General features: G+C 55.3%; 16 protein-coding genes and 2 pseudogenes. 10 read left to right on the forward strand and 8 right to left on the reverse strand.

The annotated features are described in order from the left end of the window. Positions 1-160: 160 nt before the first annotated feature. Positions 161-1045, forward strand: coding sequence for an HNH endonuclease (locus ACWKWX_RS19505; RefSeq protein ID WP_483828619.1), 885 nt, complete (start codon positions 161-163; stop codon positions 1043-1045). Between the two features lie 51 nt (positions 1046-1096). On the opposite strand, the gene ACWKWX_RS19510 is transcribed toward ACWKWX_RS19505, so the two are convergent. Further along, positions 1097-1969, reverse strand: coding sequence for a BrxR family helix-turn-helix transcriptional regulator (locus ACWKWX_RS19510; protein ID WP_483828620.1), 873 nt, complete (start codon positions 1967-1969; stop codon positions 1097-1099). Positions 1970-2089: 120 nt separating this feature from the next. Here ACWKWX_RS19510 and ACWKWX_RS19515 point away from each other — a divergent pair, with 120 nt between their 5' ends. The 3 genes and pseudogenes from ACWKWX_RS19515 to ACWKWX_RS19525 form a co-directional block, all read left to right on the forward strand. Then, entirely contained in the window at positions 2090-2344 is a 255-nt protein-coding gene (locus ACWKWX_RS19515; RefSeq protein WP_483828621.1) for a hypothetical protein, read from the forward strand. Between the two features lie 9 nt (positions 2345-2353). Further along, positions 2354-3406: an ADP-ribosylglycohydrolase family protein gene (locus ACWKWX_RS19520; protein WP_483828622.1), complete on the forward strand. Its 1053-nt coding sequence runs from the start codon at positions 2354-2356 to the stop codon at positions 3404-3406. Between the two features lie 67 nt (positions 3407-3473). Further along, a pseudogene (locus ACWKWX_RS19525) lies at positions 3474-3572 on the forward strand (IS66 family transposase); the annotation flags it as partial. An 80-nt stretch (positions 3573-3652) separates the two neighbouring features. Here the strand turns inward: ACWKWX_RS19525 and ACWKWX_RS19530 are convergent. Then, a complete protein-coding gene (locus ACWKWX_RS19530) occupies positions 3653-4855 on the reverse strand; it encodes a hypothetical protein (protein WP_483828623.1) in 1203 nt (400 codons plus the stop codon). A gap of 262 nt (positions 4856-5117) precedes the next feature. Between ACWKWX_RS19530 and ACWKWX_RS19535 the strand changes: the two genes are divergently transcribed. Genes ACWKWX_RS19535 through ACWKWX_RS19545 form a run of 3 tightly spaced genes read left to right on the forward strand, consistent with a single transcriptional unit; the run spans position 5118 to position 9413 of the window. Beyond that, positions 5118-5993 carry a hypothetical protein gene (locus ACWKWX_RS19535; protein WP_483828624.1) on the forward strand — a complete coding sequence of 292 codons (876 nt, stop codon included), beginning with the start codon at positions 5118-5120 and terminating at the stop codon, positions 5991-5993. Positions 5994-6049: 56 nt separating this feature from the next. Next, entirely contained in the window at positions 6050-7681 is a 1632-nt protein-coding gene (locus tag ACWKWX_RS19540) for a GTPase (RefSeq protein WP_483828625.1), read from the forward strand. Next, positions 7668-9413, forward strand: coding sequence for a LeoA/HP0731 family dynamin-like GTPase (locus ACWKWX_RS19545; RefSeq protein WP_483828626.1), 1746 nt, complete (start codon positions 7668-7670; stop codon positions 9411-9413). The genes ACWKWX_RS19540 and ACWKWX_RS19545 overlap by 14 nt, the downstream gene beginning before the upstream one ends. A 184-nt stretch (positions 9414-9597) precedes the next feature. Here ACWKWX_RS19545 and ACWKWX_RS19550 read toward each other — a convergent pair whose 3' ends face one another. The 6 genes and pseudogenes from ACWKWX_RS19550 to ACWKWX_RS19575 all read right to left on the reverse strand — a co-directional run bounded on the left by ACWKWX_RS19550 (position 9598) and on the right by ACWKWX_RS19575 (position 15877). Then, complete coding sequence (locus ACWKWX_RS19550) at positions 9598-10524, reverse strand: DUF5655 domain-containing protein (protein ID WP_483828627.1); 927 nt, start codon at positions 10522-10524, stop codon at positions 9598-9600. Positions 10525-10668: 144 nt separating this feature from the next. After that, complete coding sequence (locus tag ACWKWX_RS19555; protein ID WP_483828628.1) at positions 10669-12243, reverse strand: type IIL restriction-modification enzyme MmeI; 1575 nt, start codon at positions 12241-12243, stop codon at positions 10669-10671. A gap of 105 nt (positions 12244-12348) precedes the next feature. Then, the gene (locus ACWKWX_RS19560; RefSeq protein WP_483828629.1) at positions 12349-14151 is read right to left on the reverse strand and encodes a DNA methyltransferase; all 1803 of its coding nucleotides are present in this window, start codon (positions 14149-14151) and stop codon (positions 12349-12351) included. A gap of 316 nt (positions 14152-14467) precedes the next feature. Further along, positions 14468-14848: pseudogene (locus ACWKWX_RS19565) on the reverse strand (tyrosine-type recombinase/integrase); the annotation flags it as partial. A gap of 95 nt (positions 14849-14943) precedes the next feature. Further along, positions 14944-15174, reverse strand: coding sequence for a DUF6124 family protein (locus ACWKWX_RS19570; protein ID WP_483828630.1), 231 nt, complete (start codon positions 15172-15174; stop codon positions 14944-14946). 460 nt (positions 15175-15634) lie between these two features. Beyond that, on the reverse strand, positions 15635-15877 hold the full coding sequence (locus ACWKWX_RS19575) for a hypothetical protein (RefSeq protein ID WP_483828631.1): 243 nt from the start codon (positions 15875-15877) through the stop codon (positions 15635-15637). Between the two features lie 564 nt (positions 15878-16441). On the opposite strand from ACWKWX_RS19575, the gene mads1 reads away from it, so the two are divergent. From mads1 to ACWKWX_RS19590, 3 genes are read left to right on the forward strand one after another with little or no spacing between them, the layout of a single operon-like run. Next, the gene (gene mads1 / locus ACWKWX_RS19580; RefSeq protein WP_167070214.1) at positions 16442-16639 is read left to right on the forward strand and encodes a methylation-associated defense system helix-turn-helix domain-containing protein MAD1; all 198 of its coding nucleotides are present in this window, start codon (positions 16442-16444) and stop codon (positions 16637-16639) included. Beyond that, complete coding sequence (locus ACWKWX_RS19585; RefSeq protein WP_483828632.1) at positions 16636-17250, forward strand: DUF1819 family protein; 615 nt, start codon at positions 16636-16638, stop codon at positions 17248-17250. Before mads1 ends, ACWKWX_RS19585 begins: the two co-directional genes overlap by 4 nt. Beyond that, a complete protein-coding gene (locus tag ACWKWX_RS19590) occupies positions 17247-17903 on the forward strand; it encodes a DUF1788 domain-containing protein (RefSeq protein WP_483828633.1) in 657 nt (218 codons plus the stop codon). The genes ACWKWX_RS19585 and ACWKWX_RS19590 overlap by 4 nt, the downstream gene beginning before the upstream one ends. Positions 17904-17913 lie beyond the last annotated feature (10 nt).

A 17913-nucleotide genomic window follows, 5' to 3' on the forward strand; every position in this document is an offset into this window, starting at 1 on the left:
TATGACCGCGTCCATGTCTAGCGTTGCGACGTAATCGGCGGGATCAACCTAGACAGGAAAATTCCTACAAGATAACGTCCTTATCCCTACAGAAACGCACGCGCGCCCCCCGCACATGGACGTCCCGAAACTCCCCCCAGCCCCACCCGTCTCTAACCCCATGCACCTCCAATTGCTGGCTTGGTTCGAACAGCACGCCGGACAGGTACTCACCTGGGACCAACTCCAGCAAGCCCCAAGCACCGTCGCCATTTCAGCCAAGGGCATCTACAAACCCAAGGAACTTGCCTACGCCCTATCGATTAGCCAGCGGCTGGGCAGCCCCTACAGCGACCTAGACCCCGAGTACCAAAACGACGGAAGCTGGCGCTACTATTACGCCCAGGAAGAGAGCAAGCGTGGCGATGCCGAAACCCTGTTCACCAACCAAGGCCTGAAACAGTGCATGCTCGATGGAGTGCCAGTAGCGGTGCTGGTTCAACTATCGAGAAAACCTGCCGTCACGACCTACCGGGTGCTAGGCCTCGCCAACGTCGTCGCCTGGGAGGGCGGAGTATTCACCCTCGAGAGCACCACCTTGTCAGAGGATGGCGTCACCGCAGCTCAAGAAGCCGACGAGTCCCCGAGCTACTCTCCCACCGGAGTCGAAGACAACCGCAAGCGCACACAGCGAGAGATCGCCACCCGCCAGGGGCAAGGAAAGTTTCGGAGTGGGTTGCTGACCGCCTATGGCGGGCTCTGCGCCATCAGCGGCTGCCAGGTTGTGGAGGTGTTGGAGGCTGCGCACATCACCCCGTATCTTGGGCCGGAGACGAATCACATTAGTAATGGGCTTTTGCTACGTGGCGATCTGCACACGCTGTGGGACAAGGGGCTGATTTACCTTTGTGATGGTCTTACTGTGCAGGTTAAGCCGTGTCTCGCTGGGTCTGAGTATTTTGGGTTTGTGGGGAAGAGGATTCGGGATACGACGGGTGGGGCGCCGGGGCCGTCTTTGGCGGCTGTTCGGGCGCATCGGGAGTGGTGTTGTGAAGGGGGGGATTGAGGTACAGGGACACGCCCGGGTAAAGCGGCCTCTATCGACCGCAGCTTACTCCTAGTCATACAACCAAGGCTTCAACGCCTCCAGGTTCTGCACCACAATCTGCTGCGCCGCCGCCTTGGGGTTATGGCTTTTCGGATCGATCTGGTACCGCTGCAACACATACTTCACCAGTGCCCGACGGCTAGGCACTACCAGTTGCCCGTCGACCATGCCGAAGTCCGTTTCGATAATCGCCATTTGCTCAGGCTTCAACCGCTGGTCGGCAGTAAAGATCACTGGAATGTCGGTGTTCCAGTCCTCGTCCTGATCGGCGCCATTTACCGAAGCGTCCAGCAGCTCCGGTTCGCCACGCAACCGGCTCAGGACGAAATCCCGGTACTGCCGGTTCTTCTCGCAATACGCGCGCACATGCCAGCGCATGCCGGTGTACACCAAGGTGTGCGGGGCTATCAGCCGTATCTCGGCCTGGGGTGTGTTCAGCGACACATACTCGGTCTCAAGCCGCAGCCCCTCGCGGCAGGCCTTCAGCAACGGCCGCAGCACCTCCGGCCGAATGGGGCGGTCCGGCACCTCCAGCACCCGCGTATGGGCATAGGCCAGTGCCAGCCCCTCGATGTGATCCTTGCGCTCATTGTTCTGGTACAGCAGGTGCAGGTAGGCGCTGGCACTGTCCTCGATAAACCGCGGGGCAAAAGCCTTGCTGGGCACGTAGCCCTTTATTTTTTTGTCATATGTAAGGTTTTCAGGCGCATGTTCGTTGATGTACGTATTGATGTCTTTCGAGGCCTGTTGCCGGCTGATGCCGAAGCTCTGCATCAGGTGCCCCGTGGTCAGCCGGCCTTCCCACCAGGCGACTGTTTCGATCAAACGATAGCGAAGTGCCAGGTCCCAGCGGACTTGTTCGATTTCCTGCAGGCGTTTCATCGCGACTCCATGTGTGCGGAATGTTTACCTGTATAAGTCTACATTCTAGACCTGTCGTTTAACACTACATATCGTTTGTCTGGCAAAGGCAATTCAAGCCGTCATCCAAAGGATATGAACATGAGTACGTCGGACCTGGTTTCGACAGGCGCCATCACCCTGATGGGCGTCATCCTGCTGATCCTCCTGATGCAATACCTGCGTCTGCGCGACCTGTGGCAATTGGCCCGCAACTGCCAGAACGGCGTGCACTGGGCGCGCATCCGCGAAATGGAAAACCGCGAGCTGCGCTCCGCCCTGCGCGCCGAAAAAGCCTGCATCGCCGACTTGAAGCAAAAGCTGGCCCGCCTGCAACACACCGAAGCCGCCCTGTAAGGACACCTCATGAACCGACTCGAACGCATCAAGGGTTGCCTGCTGGGCGGCGCTGTCGGCGACGCCCTTGGCGCCCCGGTAGAATTTCTTGAGTGGCCGGTGATCGAGGCCAAATACGGCCGCCACGGTATTACCGACTTCACCCCGGCCTACGGCCAGATCGGCGCCGTCACCGACGACACGCAAATGATGCTCTTCACCGCCGAAGGCCTGCTGCGCGCCTACGTGCGCCGCAGCGCCGGGCGCACCTGCCACGTGCCCAGCGTGGTCCACCACGCCCTGCTGCGCTGGCTGCTGACCCAAAACGAACGCCCGGCCATCCACGTCAGCAGCGACGGCTGGCTGATCAGCGAAAAAGCCCTGTGGGCCCGGCGCGCACCCGGCACCACCTGCGTCAGCGCCCTCAAGGCCATCCCTTTCCTGGGCGCCCCGGCGCAAAACCGCAGCAAGGGTTGCGGCGCGCTGATGCGCAGCGCCCCGTTCGCCTTCTTCGCCAACGCCTTTGAATACGCCGCGCAAGCCGGACGGCTGACCCATGGGCATCCCAGTGGCTATCTGGCCGCGGGGCTGTTCGCCGACATGCTGCAGCGAATGGTGGATCAGGTGGCGGGACTGAAAAAGGCCGTGGTCGACAGCCTGGCCGAACATGGGCACAAGCCGGGCATGGAAAAGGTGCGGGAATTGCTGGAGCGGGTGTTGTTCTTCGTGCGTGAGGGGTATCGGCCTACGCCGGAGCGTATTGGCGAACTGGGCGGCGGCTGGGTGGCGGAGGAGGCGCTGGCCATCGGGGTGTGGTGTGCGTTGACGGCTGAGCATCTGGAGGAGGGGGTGATTCGGGCGGTGAATCATAGTGGGGACAGTGATAGTACCGGGTTGGTGGCGGGGCATTTGTTGGGGGTGGAATACGGGGCGGCGGCGATACCGGCGCGGTGGTTTCAGCGGTTGGAATTGCGGGGGGTGATTGAACGGGTGGGGGAGGATGTGGAGCGGGTGGTGCGGGATTATTGTGGGGTTGGGGGGAAGGAGGATGGGTGGATTGAGGTTGCTTATCCGGGGGGGTGAGTTGGCAGGGGGCTAAGGTCCCCCCTGGAAGATATAGGATGAGCAGTCTCTATTCCAGGGGGAATGTACCAGGTACCTGGACGATAGGGCTGTGGACATCGACAGCAACCAGGTGGAGAACCAGATACGGCCATGGGCACTCGTTCGCTCGAACCGTTTGTCTGCCGCGATAAAAGGGGGACAGATTTATATCTTGCGTTCCGGTATTGAATCAACACCGGAACGTGGGTAGGCATGGGGGCAGGATCAATTCGGCTTGGCTACCGTCGCGGCATCCTTGCTTAATACAGGAGCGGCTACATGCACCTTGGCCTCAGACAACGCAATACAGCGGTGTGCGTAGCTGCCGATCTCTTTCAAAGCGATATTTCGATAGCTAGCGGGACAGATTAACAACGTATCGCCGAAGCGGAACTGACGAAACGCCTTGACGCTATACAAACCATTCGGCCCGTCGTAGCTCTCCAGTTGCCACGGGTCGCTGCTGAAGACCTCCTTCGGATAATCCTTTTCGTTCAACACATAGCTCAGCTCGGTATTGTCCCTGATTTTGATCAGATTGGCGGCGGAATAGACCCACAGGTCCAAGAGGGCTGGCAACAGCATGGCATTAACGAAGATGCACCCGAGCAGCACTAGTGCGGCTCTGCCGGTGCGCTGCATCGCATTGCCGTTTGTCAGATAAAAGACGAGAACTGGCGCTAGGTACAGGAACATTATCAGTAAGCAGAGAGCGATAGCCCCGAATGCCTCTTCGTCGCTATCTCCGCCTCGCCACGTCATGATGGCTAGTTGGGCAGGCATCACTCCACTCACTGAAGTAAACGCTAGCAGCACACCTAGCCAGCCAACGAGGGCTGTGTAATAGAGTCTGCGATGCAAGGGTTTGCGGGGACCCGGCGGCAGCTCCAGTACATTGCTATGCAGGAGCGCATCGCCGCGAAGCAGAACTATCACGGCACAAGCGGCAGCGACTACGACGATAGGAAAGAAGTAGCCTGGGGCCATTGTGTAATCAAACATGGCCCCCAGCAGATTGAGCGATAGCAGTAGGTAGCCCCCGCCTACGATGAGGCCAAAGCGGAAAGCGAGCCTCTTTTCCAGTTCTCTGTTAACGGTGCATACAGACATGCTCAACGTGAAGACCACAGACGGCACCGATACGATGAGCAGCAGCGACGCAAGTATCAGTAGGCTGAAGAATAACCAGGCGACGAGGTTTGAGGGGTTACCTAACGAACTCAGGATCAACTCGGGGTGATGGATTACCCAGAGGTACTTGGTGAGGAGTGAGATTGAGATAAGCGTTGAAACTACCGGCAGCCACCATTTGATATCGGCGAGGAGTTTGAATAGTGCTTGCCGGGGGCTGCTGGAGGCGGAGGGGTCGGGCGCTGAAGCGGGGGATGGGCTCTGCGGGATGGTTGTGGGGGGAGATACGGCTGTCATGAGTGTGTGTTTCTTCCTGGTTTTCGTGGTTATGGGATGCAACGAGCGCGTTGAATCAGTCATAGAGCCAAGGTTTCAGCGCGTTCAAGTTGGCGATCACGACCTGCTGCGTTTCTGGCTTAGGGGCCAGGTTTTTGCCGATACAACGTTTAGTCGCTCAATAGTGGCTGTCGGTGCGGCGAAGGTGAACTTGACAGTTGTAGTGGCAAAATGCAATTTACCGAGCGGAATTGGATTCAGCCTAGAATGAACAGGGAACGATATGAGTAGGGCTCAAGATTTCTCCAAGCTGTACGCTCGGGTAGCGAATGACATTGCCACCGCGCTGGATGATGTCTCCCGGCTGGACGTGAGTAACGACAAAGGCAACGCGCACCTTGCCAAAGTCAAGGAAAAGCTCGGCGAAATGAAGTCGCGCTTCGACGGTGAAATCACCTATTTGGAGAAGCACGCCGAGTGGGAAAACTTCACCATTGCATTCTTTGGCGAAACCAACGCCGGCAAGAGCACGATCATCGAAAGCCTGCGGGTCCTGTTCGCAGAGAAAAAGCGTCAAGCACAGATCGAGCGTAACCTAGCGACCGCCAAAGACATCCAGGCGGTGTTCTCTAGCAAAAGCGATGAGCTGATCGAAGAGCTCAGCACACGCTACGTGAATTTCTGCGAAGACATCGCCACGTTAGGCGACGATATCGGGGCGCTGGTCAACCAGACCCAGCGCGACTTGGTGAGTACCCGCCAACAACTGGCGCACAGCCAGCAGGATCTCACTTACAGCAAAGAGCGCCTGACCAGTGCGACTACCGAACTGGAAAGCACACGCCAATCGCTGCAGGGCAGCGAGGCGCGGTTAAGCCAGAACCAGCTGGCGCTCACTCAGACTCAAAGCGCGATGCAGCAGGTAGAGCTTCAGCTGCAAGGCGTGCGGGCCGATTTCCAGCGCAGCCAGCAACAGCTGACCGAGCAAGGTAACCAGTTGCAGGCAACTCAAGCGCAGTTGAGTGAATGCCAGCGCCAGGGCGAAGCCACCCGCGTCGCGCTTGAGCAGAGTGGCAAAATGAAGTTGTGGTTGGGGCTGTTCGGCGGTGTGGTGATCGGTGCCATTGCTGGTGCCTTGGGCTATATGCAGTTGATGTGAGCCGGGGCGGTGATCGCCTTGAACTGACTTTCATTTCATAGACTCCGGACTTCCCCATGCGCGAACAACATTCTTTGAGCGAGCTGGTCAGCAACACGCTGCCCACTCTGCTGAAGCAACAGCAACAACTTGAGCGCCTGCAGCGCGTTGCCGGCCAAGTCGATGGCGAAATCGTCGGTACCGGTCAGGAAGACTTCACTCAGGACAACGTCGTTTATCACTTCACCCACGAGGGCAAGTCGTTCCAGTTGATCGACGTGCCAGGCATCGAAGGCAACGAAAAGAAATACGAAGCGATGGTGCAAGCCGCTATCGCCAAGGCTCATTTGGTGTTCTATGTGAACGGCACCAACAAAAAGCCCGAACAGAACACCGCGCAGAAGATCAAGCATTACCTGAACCGTGATGCCAAGGTGTATGCCATCTGCAACTTGCGCGGCAAGGGTGACACCTACGAATTCGGGCGCGACCGCGAGTCGCTCGAGCAGACCCACAAAGACGCGACAGCGATGCGCGACCAGACCCAAGAAGTGCTTGAGGACATGCTCGGTGCCGAACTGGTCAGTGGCTGCCAAACGCTTCAAGGGCTACTGGGCTTTGCCAGCGTGGCCTTCGATCAGCGAGGCCTGACCAGTATCCACCCCAGCCGCACCGACTTGCTCAAGTCGCAGCGCACCTACCTGCAAGACTTCACTAGTCAGCAGGCCATGCGCAGCTTTAGCCGGTTGGATCAATTGCAGGATGTCATCGGCAACAGCTGCGCCAACTTCGAGGTGGACATTGTCGAAAGCAACAAGCGCAAAGTGCTCCGCCTGTTGCAAGACACCGTCAATGGCCTGCAAAAGCAGCGAGACGAGCACCAGGCTTTCTCCGAGAAAATCGGTGCCGAGGTCCAGGAGTGCCAGGACGTCATCCGCAAAAGCTTCGAAGAGCTCAAAAGCAGCTTCACCTCCAAGCGTAATAGCGCATTGGACCGCTTCTTCAATGAACTGAACTCGTCAGCCCGTGATGCGGTTGAGGAGCATTTCAGCGACAAAGATGATGTGGAACGGGTGATTCAACAACATGTCAGCGAAGGCCAGGATCGGCTACGCGAGCGCTTGGAAGCCATCCAGCAGCAATTGCTCGAGGACCTTACCCAAGTCATCGAACGTGCGCTCAAACGCTTGCAAGAAAATGCCAAGCGGGTGAGCTTCCAGCAACAGTTGAGCGAAGCGGCGAACAACTCGTTGTCGCTCTCCAGCGCCATGGACGCCATCAGTTTCAACTTCTCCGACGTCGGCAGCTTCCTGCTCAGTGTTGGCGGCTATGCACTCAGCGGTTTCGGCATAGGCACCGTATTCCCAGGGATAGGCAACATAGTCGGGGCAATCGTCGGCGGCTTGTTCGGCCTGTTGGCTGCGGGCCTGAGCTACTTCTTTGGCGGGCGCGGCAAAAAAATCGCTGAAGCCCAGGAACAGGTGGCCAAGGCCATTCAAACCGAGCGCGAAAAAGTCACCAAGACGTTCGCCACCGACACCAAAGGGATGCTGGCGAAAATCGGCGAGCAGATCGAAGACAGCGTGCTGCGCCAGCTCAAAGACGAGCGCCGGAAGATGGCCGATGTCACCGCCTTGTTCGATGAAAAAATTGCCTCGATCCAGGCCCTCAAACAGAAAGTGGAAGCCAAACCCCATGGAACAATTTAAACAGTTCAACGCCAGCAAGACCGAGGTCATCAAGTCGCTCGACAACCTGCACAAGCTGGTTGGCGCGCTTGAAGAATTGGGCCTGGATGTTTCGCAAGACCTCGACAAAATCAAGAAAGCCATTGGTGACGTGCAGTCCGATGCCCTGCGTATCGCCTTGCTCGGGGCATTCTCTGATGGCAAAACCAGCGTGGTTGCCGGTTGGCTTGGCCAGGTAATGAAGGACATGAAGATCGACACCAACGAGTCCTCGGACGCGCTGGCGATCTACCGCCCTGACAACCTTCAGGACCGTTGTGAAATTGTCGACACCCCTGGTCTCTTCGGTGACAAAGAGAAGGCAGCGGAAAATGGCGCCGTGGTGCAATACGGCGATATCACCAAGAACTATATTTCCGAAGCGCACCTGATTTTCTACGTCGTCGACGCCACCAACCCGCTGAAAGACAGCCACCAAGACATCGTGCGTTGGGTGCTACGCGACCTGAACAAACTCAGCTCGACCATTTTCGTCATCAATAAAATGGACGAGGTCGCAGACTTGCGCGACCCCGAAGAGTTCGAGCAACAGAGCGCCATCAAGAAAACGAACCTGCTGAACAAGCTGCAGCGCTTCGTCGAGCTAACGCCTGCTGAACGCGAAGCGATCAACGTGGTGTGCGTTGCCTCCAACCCCAACAGTCGCGGACTGGACTTCTGGCTGGAGCAAAAAGACCTTTACGACCAGCGCTCGCGTATCGGCGAACTCAAGCTGGTGACTCAGCAAGTGCTGGACGACAGCGGCCGCGATACCTTGATCAAAAAGACCGGCATCGATGTAGTGCGCGATGTACTGGGCAAGAAGATCGCCGTCGCGCAAGACGAGCTGATCAAGTTCAGGTTACTGGCCGATAACCAGCGCCTCGATTCGGCGCGCATTCAAGAGGACATTGCGGAGGGCAAGCGCAAGGTCCTAGCTACAGTCGGCAACCTCTACGAGGAACTGAACAACCTCGAGACCGACCTGCTCAACTGCATTCGCACGTTGCCCCGTGACCAAGTGCACGCGTTTCTGGAATCGAAAATTGGCTTCACCAAGGACGATATTGGCGAAAAGTTGCGTTTTCGCATCGATCACCTGTTCAGCACCGCGTTCAACCAATCGTCCAGCATCATGAATGGCATCAGCGCGAAGATCGAACATCAGCTCGACAGTTCTTCCGACTTCGCCGACAGCATTGCAGCCTCAGCCTTGGCAGCCTCCAGCAGAGCGTTGAGCGCGGTTTCCAAGATTCCGGTCGAAAGCATCAAGAACGGGGTGTTCCTCGCGCGGGAAACGCTAAAGAACCTCACGGGTTACGTTTACAAGTTCAAACCCTGGGAAGCGACTAAGCTAGCGGCCAATATCAGCCGTTGGGCCGGCCCGATCGGTGCAGGGATTCAGGTGCTGACCGACGCCATCAGCGTGGTCCAGCAGCAACGTGCGGAGGCCGAGCTGAAGCAGTTGCAGAGTGACTTGGCTGAAGTAGTGAAGAGCCACTTTGCTGAGCCGATGAAGTTGCTTCAGGACCATGAAAAGGTGATGGAGATTTTCGCGCCGCAGATTAAAGCGTTCGAGAAGATTTTGCTGGAGCAGGAGCAGAGCTTGGAAGACTTGCGCAGGCGGCAGGAGCAGTTGGCGGAGTTGGAAAGCCATCTGACCCAGGCGTTTGGCGCGCGTGCGCCGATTGAGGGGGAGTATCAGGTGGTTTGATAGCCAGACCTCCATGTATCTGCACGTTCATCGGCCCTAGGTTTTCCCGATGGGGGCAGGGCTGCGGGCGTGCAGCGCAGCATTGATTGAACATGAGGAGCCTGGATACCCATCCCTGATTTCCAAACAATCATGCGCCCGGTATTGGAATCGGTACTGGAATCGGTACACGACGGCGTAAGATCTAGTTCTCCTGATAACTGCGCTCAATCAATGCCTTGGCCCTTTCCAAGTCATCCTGGTTGCGCAAGCTCAATTCCAAGTCGCCGGTACCCCAGTGACCGATAGCTCGTACATCACGGCTGAAGTCCTCCATTAGTTCGACCGAATCTGGATTGAGTTTGAGGTAAAGCTGCAGCCGCTTAGATTGAACTACTACGCTCGCAAAGTTCTTCAGGCGGCGGAAAGCCAGGTAGAGCTTGAGAGGCTTCTCTTGCACATCATCGCCGAGGGAATGCAGGTAGCTAGTCGTCTGCTCGAAGAGTGCAGCGATTTCCGTCGGAGCTTGGGCTAGTTGTTCCTGCCAAGTCTTATCCTTACCGACAGATGCCGGTTTATCTGCGCTACTATCCATAGACTTAGCTGTGGCGGAGGTGTCCGCCACGCTCACCACATTGACCAGTTCTAGCAGAAGTAGATCATCTCCAAATAGCTTATATCGGATAAGCTCGATGTTACGTTGAATTAGCTGTACGGCATGCTGGTCGTAGCGGGTGAAGTCTGCAGCTATACATAACAGTCGCGTGCCGCTCCACTCAATTTGATCGGCTGCATCCTTACCCAATTTTTCCATCACCAGCCAGCGGAATTCCGCCTGATGGTCTAGTAGCCAGTCAAGGTAGAATAACCCTTGATTGATCACGTTTTCGTTGCTATGCCGCTTATATTCGACGATAACTGGGCAGCCGTTTTCATCGAGGCCCAGAGAGTCTATACGGCCTTTGTGAGTTTTGCCGGTGGTGTACTCGGTCGCAATAAAGCGTACTCCGAGAAAAGTTTCCATCTGGGCTTCTATAAGGCTTTGAAGCTGTTTTTCAACAGCAACTGCCCGACCGGGTAGCTCATGAGCATCACCAGTTGTACTCATCCGGAAGAGTTGAATATCGCTCATATCTCATCCCTTTTTAGCGATCCGCGCCAAAAGTAAGCTGTGTATGGCGCGGATCTATCAATGCCTTTGGAAGATATCACCATATACAGAGCTTCGGTGCAGGCAAATGTTTCTCGTGTCAAAACTTAGCGCTAGTGCTAAGGGTTAGCTTGCAAGTCGATAGCAATCGCCTTCCAAATGAACCATCCCAAGTTCTTCTAAAGCTGCTAGTGCCTCAAGAATAAGCGGTGACGTTTTTTTCGGAGCCGTAAAGTGTGTGGTGATAGTTTCTGCCGTCATAGGTTCGGCGCTCAATGTTTTGCGTACGGCAGCAATTTGCTCTCGCATACTCTTAGGCCAAGCAGTTTTTTTGGTTTTTGCCGTTGGAGCAGTACTTTCGACTTCGTCCTCGTCCTCGTCTTCCTGCTCTGTTTCAACTTGTTCCAGCGAATCTTTACCAGCGGGATGCTGATAGTCCGGCCGCAGCCATTGGACTTGGCCGCGGTTCTCCTCATCGGAACGATAAGTGTTGAGTTCTGCTAGGCGTTGCAGAAGTTCCTCCTCCGCTTCGGCCTGAGCTTCCGACTTGTCCGGCAATGGTGTAGTCGCGCCGGGGAGGCCGACCAGCTTTTCGGCTAGATCATTCCAGCCGTAGGCAGCGAACACCGCTCTGTCGAGATTGTCGTGAAGTTCACGCAGCACAGATACCAGGCCCTGGGAATGAATGACTTTGTCTTTATTATTCAGCTCTTCATTGGCGCGTAGTTTCTCTAACACATTATACATGCCGGTCATGGTCAGTTCGGGGTTTGCGGCTTGTTGGCGACGGCGGTGAGCGTTTAATTGCTCGGCCAATTCACGGATAACCGACTGTTGCGCAGGTGGAACGTGGGGGAACGGGAAGGTTTCGAAGCAGCGAGTTTTGTTATAGCGGGGATCATTGCCCACACCAAGCCTGCCACCTGCTGCAAGCGCCCAAGCCACATGCAGGCGACTGGAAAGTACGCCAAGGAAAAACGCATCACTAAGGCCGAACGTTACTAAAGTACTGTCGGGTGCATCCTCTGATGGTACCCATGCAAAGTAACGGTGCTTTGCTGATTCAATCGTGGCTATGTATCTAGAGAGGCCATAAGTAAACTTTCGGAAAATCGGCCTAGGGTGCCCAATAACCCACCAATAATGTTGGAATTTTTTGTTTCTATTTTGCTCTCGCAATGGCTTAACTCGATCCAGTAGGTACTGGTAGGTGCTGGCATAGAACTCCTTTACATCCTTCAGTTCCACCCCAAAAAAATCTACCACATAGAGGCCACGCCGTTGGCCAGCTAGATCTCGACCACTTAGGTAGGGGCGAATATATCTTTCAATTCCAGCAATGCTGCCCAAGCCTAAAGTCTTGGCTGTAGACTCATTTACCTGGAAGGGCTTGCCAATCGTTTTGAATCCTACTGCACAAAGTTTTTTGTTTGCCGATAGGCTGACCGCCTTTGTCATGTCGACGCCGATTTTTAAATCAGCATGCACCTTACCGCTCACAGTTGTTACCCGGTCGACCAAATCCTCGTCGGAAGGCTGCCCTTTGTCGTGTTCCTTGGTAACTAGAAGCACATTAGCTTCGTGGTAACCGGCTTTCGCTGCTGTCATGGCTATTCGGACTGCTGCTCCATCGGCGGTATCAACCCAAGGATGGTCAGGAATAGCGAAGGTAAGAGAGAGTGGTGTTTTTTCGTTATTCAAAAACAGTTCAAGTACACGGCGGTTATAAGTTTGGCGAATGGAATTAGACGTGATGAATCCAAACGCCTTGATTTCGCCAGAGATAACTAAGCTCGCCGCGTGATGCTACCAACGAAGAACGAAGTCGGTAGCTTGTGGGACTTCAGGCGAAGCAACCTGAATTGCATCGACATAACCATCTCCTAGAGCGTCTCGCATCAACTTAGTCCCAATGAATGGCGGGTTGCCAATGATGTAATCTGCTCGCGGCCACTCTGTTTTACGTGGGTTTAAATAGCGATACTGTTCGGTCTGCGCAGACTCGTCGGGAATTTCTTCTTTGGTAATATGGCTTGTTTTGTAGGTCACTCCATCCCAGCGTGTGATGGGCTTGCCAGCCTCATCAGTGATTAGCTCAACAGAGTCGTAGGTGATCAGCGCATCACGGTGCTCGATATTGTGAAAATCCCGTAATACCGGCTCTGGTGGGTTGACCTTTCCATAGGTGCGGAAGTGCCATTGAAGGTATCCGATCCATAGCACCATTTCGGCAATTTTGGCAGCACGTGGATTAATCTCAATTCCTATAAACTGGTGAGGGTCTACAGTTAGTCCCTCCAATTCAAAGGATCCCGATTTCACAAGGCTACCAAGCACTTCCAGTACCTCACCCTCAAGTCGCTTCATGTGTTCAAGGGTTACATATAGAAAGTTACCGCTACCACAAGCCGGGTCAAGCACGCGAGTCTGGCAGAGTTGATGGTGGAATTTGCGGATCTCGGCGATGGCTTCCTTAGTTTTACGTTGCTGTTTGTACGTCAGGGCTGCGGCTTGGACTTCTGCCCACTCAGCACGCAGTGGCTCGATGATGGTCGGTAGCACTAGGCGCTCAACGTAGGCACGTGGAGTGTAATGTGCACCGAGCTTGTGGCGCTCGCGCGGATTGAGGGCGCGCTCCAGCAGGGTGCCAAAAATAGCCGGCTCAACATAATGCCATTCAGCCTTCGAGGCAGCAGTCAGCAGTTTGACTTGTTGAGCGTTAAGCTCAATGACATGAGCATCGGCAAATAACCCACCGTTGAAGCGAAGCACCTCGGCATCTAGCGCTGGCGCAAAACCGCCGGTGTTCATTGTCTGCCAGAGACTCCGTAGCTGCCGGCAAAACGACTCCGGTTTGGCCTGTAAATTCTGAAGTAGCTCAGTAAAGCAGCGCTCCGGAAGCAACCCAACGTCTTCTGAGAACATGGTAAACAGGCAGCGCATCAGGAAGCTGGCGACCTGCTCGGCAGGGTGGCCGCTGTCCTCAAGGGATTTGGCAAGTGTAGCGAGCTGACCTGCTATGTCGCGCGTGATTTTTCCCGCATAGCGTGTAGGATCAAGCTTCTGAGGATCAAGCCAAGCTTTCTTCAGAAGCTCTCTAGTTTCAACGTCGCGCAGTTTCTCTAGAGAGATCTTGTGAGTTCGTGGGTCCGGGAAAGCAACGTAATTTCCACCGGATCGGCTGAACTCGGAGTAAAGCGCAAAGGACTTACCGACATCGACAATGATGATAAATGGTGGGCGACCTTCCTCTGGGGGAAGGGAGCGGGCGTAGTTCTCAGCCTGCTTTAGGGCTTTGGTGATAGATGCGTCCCAGCCGTCGCTACCGGTCTGCTTACCGGTGTCTTTGCCTTCAAGGATGAAGCAGCCACGCTTGTAGAGATCAATCCGGCGATTAGTCTTGCCTCCGTCTGCGAACAGTTCGGTCACACTTCGCTCGAAAATGTAGGCATTGTCGCCACGCTCTGCGCGCGCGGGCTCTGGCTGCGGCAGATCTAGTAGAGTGCAAAGCTCAGTGAGGAACATCTGAAGGTTGGCAGTTTCATTACCTCCTCGGCTGTTACCACCACCCCATCGCTCGATGTAAGCCTCTACCTTTTGTTCGATCACGCTAGCTCTCCCTTTCGGCGACAAAAACCGGGAGTCTAATGGATAACGACAGAGTGATGGCACATTGTTGGTTGGGCCGAGATTGTTGATCAGAGAACTACAGGCATCTCAGTATGGGCTGGAGGTATGGGCTGAAAACCATCGAATTATGAAGGCCTTGTTTTTAAAGGATTTTTTAAATTAAAAAGTCGGCTTGTGACCGGCCTTGCTTCACTGAAGCAACAGCTGGCGACCAGCTGAGGGAGCCACTCAGCATGCGTCTTAGCGCTGCCGGGTGTGAAGCATCTCTTGCTGAGCACGAGACTATCCGCGCATGCTAGCCGAGGTTCTCAGCGGCAAGATTAGCCGTTGCGAGGGCTGAACTTCCTACCACAGTCATGACTGCTGAGATCAAAAGGCTCCCTGTGGCGGCGCCTTGAATGTGCTCGCTCCACCATTTCATCATTGGACGTCGGTGCTCTATATAGTCAGCCTGGTTGTAGGCGCTGCGTACCTCATCCTTATCGACGTGCGCCAGTGCCACTTCGATGAGCTCCGGGTCCCACCCATGTTCATTCAAGATGGTGCTGGCCATTGAGCGCATACCGTGGCTGACCAAGCGATCTTGGAAGCCCATGCGCTTCAACGCCATGTTGGCCGTTTGGCTATTGGCGTGGGTACGTGGATTTCTGCCTGCCGGGAAGACGTATTCGCGATGGTCACCAGTGATTACATCAGCGCTGTCATTTGAACGGAGCTCCGTCCCCGGTCAGCCACGTTGTCTCGCGACTGACCGGAATCAACCAACTGCTATTAGATCCCATTACTCCGATCGTCAATCTCGGAAGCATCCCCCACCCGCAAAGCAGCCTCCACCTTCCCCCGCGCCATCTCAATCAAATGCACCACCGCAAACGCATGATCCCGCCGATCCCCCGCCAGATCATCCGCATGCTCATAAGCCGTAGCCTTCGCACACCGAAGAACCCCCTCAGCGTCATAAAGCAGCTGCTCAACAGTCAAATTCTGAACATCATGATTCATGGTCTAGCTCCCAGAGTTATGGAGCTGCCACAGGCCTTCCTACGGGCTTTAGGTGGCAGCTGTACGTGGGGTAGGAATACCGGAACTCTAGGCAACCGGCCACGCGCGAGCGTGCCCACGCACAGCTGCCATAGCGTGCTGCAGGTGCGCGTGAGCGCTTGCAGTCGATACGGTTGGCACGTGCGCGCCTAGTTTTGTTCCGGGTTCCTACGCCCAGGTCGCTGATTTGGCAGCGACGGAGGGAAGGGTAACGGGGGATGGGGTTTGTCGCAAGGTGGGGTTTGCTGGGGATTTTTGGTGGGGCTGAGGGCCAGCGCAGCCTTCGGCAGCGGCTACGTTTCGCGGTGGGTTTTTCGCGGGCAGAGCCCGCTCCCACAGGGTTGGTAGCGGGGATGCGTGGTGGTCAGGCGGGCGCTATCGCGAGCAAGCTCGGCTCCTACGGGAACGGTGTCGAGCGGGTCTATTGCTGAAGCGCTTGTAAGCGCTCTTGCACGGCGTCATCGAAGATGATGTACAGGGTTTCGACATCCGCAGGCCGCACCTTCCGGCTACTCGCCAGCTCGGCGATCACCTCAATCTGCAGCGCCGCTTCACGCTCGAGATCCTCGCGCGTACTCGCCGCATTCAACGCCCGCACCAGGTCATCAATCGCCCCGCGTGCAGGCTTGGGAAGCTTCAGCAATTCCAGTCGTTCTTGGAGCATGGGCAGTGATCTCTGGCGGGATGAAGGGCGCGAAAACAACCACCCGGAAACAAAAAAAGGCACCTGCTAGAGGTGCCTTTTTCGTGACGCTTTGTTTGGTGGAGCCGGGGTAATTTGAATTAAGTAAGTAACTCGTTGATTAAATTTGTGAATTCCGATTTGTATTTTAAGCTGGAATACCGATCGGAATACCGCGACAAGTATTCTTGAGCCGCTGATAGTCATTACGGCCCCCGATGTTGGGCGGCCTCAGGCCCGAAGCGCGGTCACTGAGCTAAACGACTACGGATAACACGCATCACCCCACAACGTTTCTGCTTTACCCGGCAGCATCAGAATAATGACTGGGAGCCAGGCTGCTGAGGTTGGATTGAGGTGCATACGTTCCTGACTGTGACAGGGCTTCAGAGCTTGGTGGAGCGGCCTTATCGTGCTTTTTCGATAGGTCGAAGGATTTGTGGGCGATCTAAAGCTCGCGTGCTGAATCTGGGCATTTAGCTCATGCTTATGCCTGCTTAACCCGTTCAAATCGGTTAAGATTGCAGTTTTTTCTAGGCAAATTCGATGACTGACCGTTGGCTGAGCGTCGATGAGATTGCAGAACACTTGGGTGTCAGCAAAGACACGGTTTACTCATGGATTTCCAAACGCAGCATGCCTGCACACAAGGTGGGGCGTTTGTGGAAGTTCCAGAGGTGCGATGTAGACGCCTGGGTGAAAGGAGGTGGGGCGAACGACGATGTGGCACGAGAGCCAGCATGAGCACTGAACGCTACCGTCTGTCGTTTACAACAGGTGGCCTATTTCTACAGGAAGCCCCTCTAGTAGCTGAGCGTTACCTATCGCTGCGCGACTGGTCGCAGACTCGTGCTGAGGTGCGTAATGGTAACCTTCTGCAGGCGCGTACAGCTAGTGCAGCCAAGCGCATTAGCATAGAGTTGTTCGGGAGACTTGTACTGCTTGATGTCGAAGAACTGGAGGCTCTGGTCGAAGGTAACCGTCGTGAACGCAGTTACCTGCTTTGGTCGGCGACCTGCCGCCGTTATTCTTTTATCCGTGATTTCGCCATTGAGGTATTGCACGAGTACTATCTCAACCGACGTCACCAGATCATGAGTGCTGACTACGAGGCTTTCTACAACGCTAAGGCACTTTGGCACAAGGAGCTGGACGAGCTTGCAGTCTCCACCCAAAACCGTCTGCGCCATGGTGTATTTCAGATGCTGCGCGAGGCTGATCTGCTCTCCGATCAAGGTCAGATTCAGTCTGCGCTGCTTAGTCCTTATCTCGCCCGATTGATAGCCAAGCATGGGCGTGAGCATCTGTTGGTTTTTCCTGCCACGGATAGCGAAATTCAGAGGTGGCTTCAATGAGCCGGAAAATTAGCGAGCAGTCGTTGGCCGTACGCTTCGAACATCTGCTGGGCGTTATCAGCAGCCAGCGCTTTCTAGAGATGAGGGGGCTGAACAATGACCTACCCTTTTACATCTGCGAGTTCAAGGCTAGTGAAACGGTGGAAATGGAGCGTGTACGCCGGCAGTTGATAACACGGCTAGCGAACATGAGCATTCCTTGCCTCCAAGGGAGAGGCATCCTTGCCCTAGACATCAATCTGTATGACTTGTCCATTGAACTGCTCAAGGCCCGGGAGGGCAGCAGTGACGAAGGTAGTCTCTGGGATGACCTCCTCTCCATCGAGCAGGAGGCAGAAAAAGATCAACTGCTGGAGACTCTGCAGAACGTATTGGGCATCGAGGAGTATCTGATCCCTGCAATTGGAGAACGCCTCGCAGCTGCTGAGTATGACGTTTTATTTCTCTCTGGCATCGGTGAGGTGTTCCCTTATATTCGCTCACACAACGTGCTGAATAATCTGCAAAGTACAGCAAAGTCCAAGCCAACGGTCATGTTCTTCCCTGGCGAGTATCGCTACTCGCTGGAACAGGGAGCTTCGCTAGAGCTGTTTGGCTTGCTGCATGACGACAAGTACTACCGCGCATTCAACATTTTCGAGACACAGGCCTGAGGAAGCAGTA

Source organism: Pseudomonas imperatae, assembly GCF_057128625.1.

Excerpts from the sequence above, each read along its gene's own strand:
- ACWKWX_RS19505 (WP_483828619.1), top strand. The coding sequence starts at position 161 with ATGCACCTCCAATTGCTGGCTTGGTTCGAACAGCACGCCGGACAGGTA.
- ACWKWX_RS19510 (WP_483828620.1), bottom strand. The coding sequence starts at position 1,969 with ATGAAACGCCTGCAGGAAATCGAACAAGTCCGCTGGGACCTGGCACTT.
- ACWKWX_RS19515 (WP_483828621.1), top strand. The coding sequence starts at position 2,090 with ATGAGTACGTCGGACCTGGTTTCGACAGGCGCCATCACCCTGATGGGC.
- ACWKWX_RS19520 (WP_483828622.1), top strand. The coding sequence starts at position 2,354 with ATGAACCGACTCGAACGCATCAAGGGTTGCCTGCTGGGCGGCGCTGTC.
- ACWKWX_RS19530 (WP_483828623.1), bottom strand. The coding sequence starts at position 4,855 with ATGACAGCCGTATCTCCCCCCACAACCATCCCGCAGAGCCCATCCCCC.
- ACWKWX_RS19535 (WP_483828624.1), top strand. The coding sequence starts at position 5,118 with ATGAGTAGGGCTCAAGATTTCTCCAAGCTGTACGCTCGGGTAGCGAAT.
- ACWKWX_RS19540 (WP_483828625.1), top strand. The coding sequence starts at position 6,050 with ATGCGCGAACAACATTCTTTGAGCGAGCTGGTCAGCAACACGCTGCCC.
- ACWKWX_RS19545 (WP_483828626.1), top strand. The coding sequence starts at position 7,668 with ATGGAACAATTTAAACAGTTCAACGCCAGCAAGACCGAGGTCATCAAG.
- ACWKWX_RS19550 (WP_483828627.1), bottom strand. The coding sequence starts at position 10,524 with ATGAGCGATATTCAACTCTTCCGGATGAGTACAACTGGTGATGCTCAT.
- ACWKWX_RS19570 (WP_483828630.1), bottom strand. The coding sequence starts at position 15,174 with ATGAATCATGATGTTCAGAATTTGACTGTTGAGCAGCTGCTTTATGAC.
- ACWKWX_RS19575 (WP_483828631.1), bottom strand. The coding sequence starts at position 15,877 with ATGCTCCAAGAACGACTGGAATTGCTGAAGCTTCCCAAGCCTGCACGC.
- mads1 (WP_167070214.1), top strand. The coding sequence starts at position 16,442 with ATGACTGACCGTTGGCTGAGCGTCGATGAGATTGCAGAACACTTGGGT.
- ACWKWX_RS19585 (WP_483828632.1), top strand. The coding sequence starts at position 16,636 with ATGAGCACTGAACGCTACCGTCTGTCGTTTACAACAGGTGGCCTATTT.
- ACWKWX_RS19590 (WP_483828633.1), top strand. The coding sequence starts at position 17,247 with ATGAGCCGGAAAATTAGCGAGCAGTCGTTGGCCGTACGCTTCGAACAT.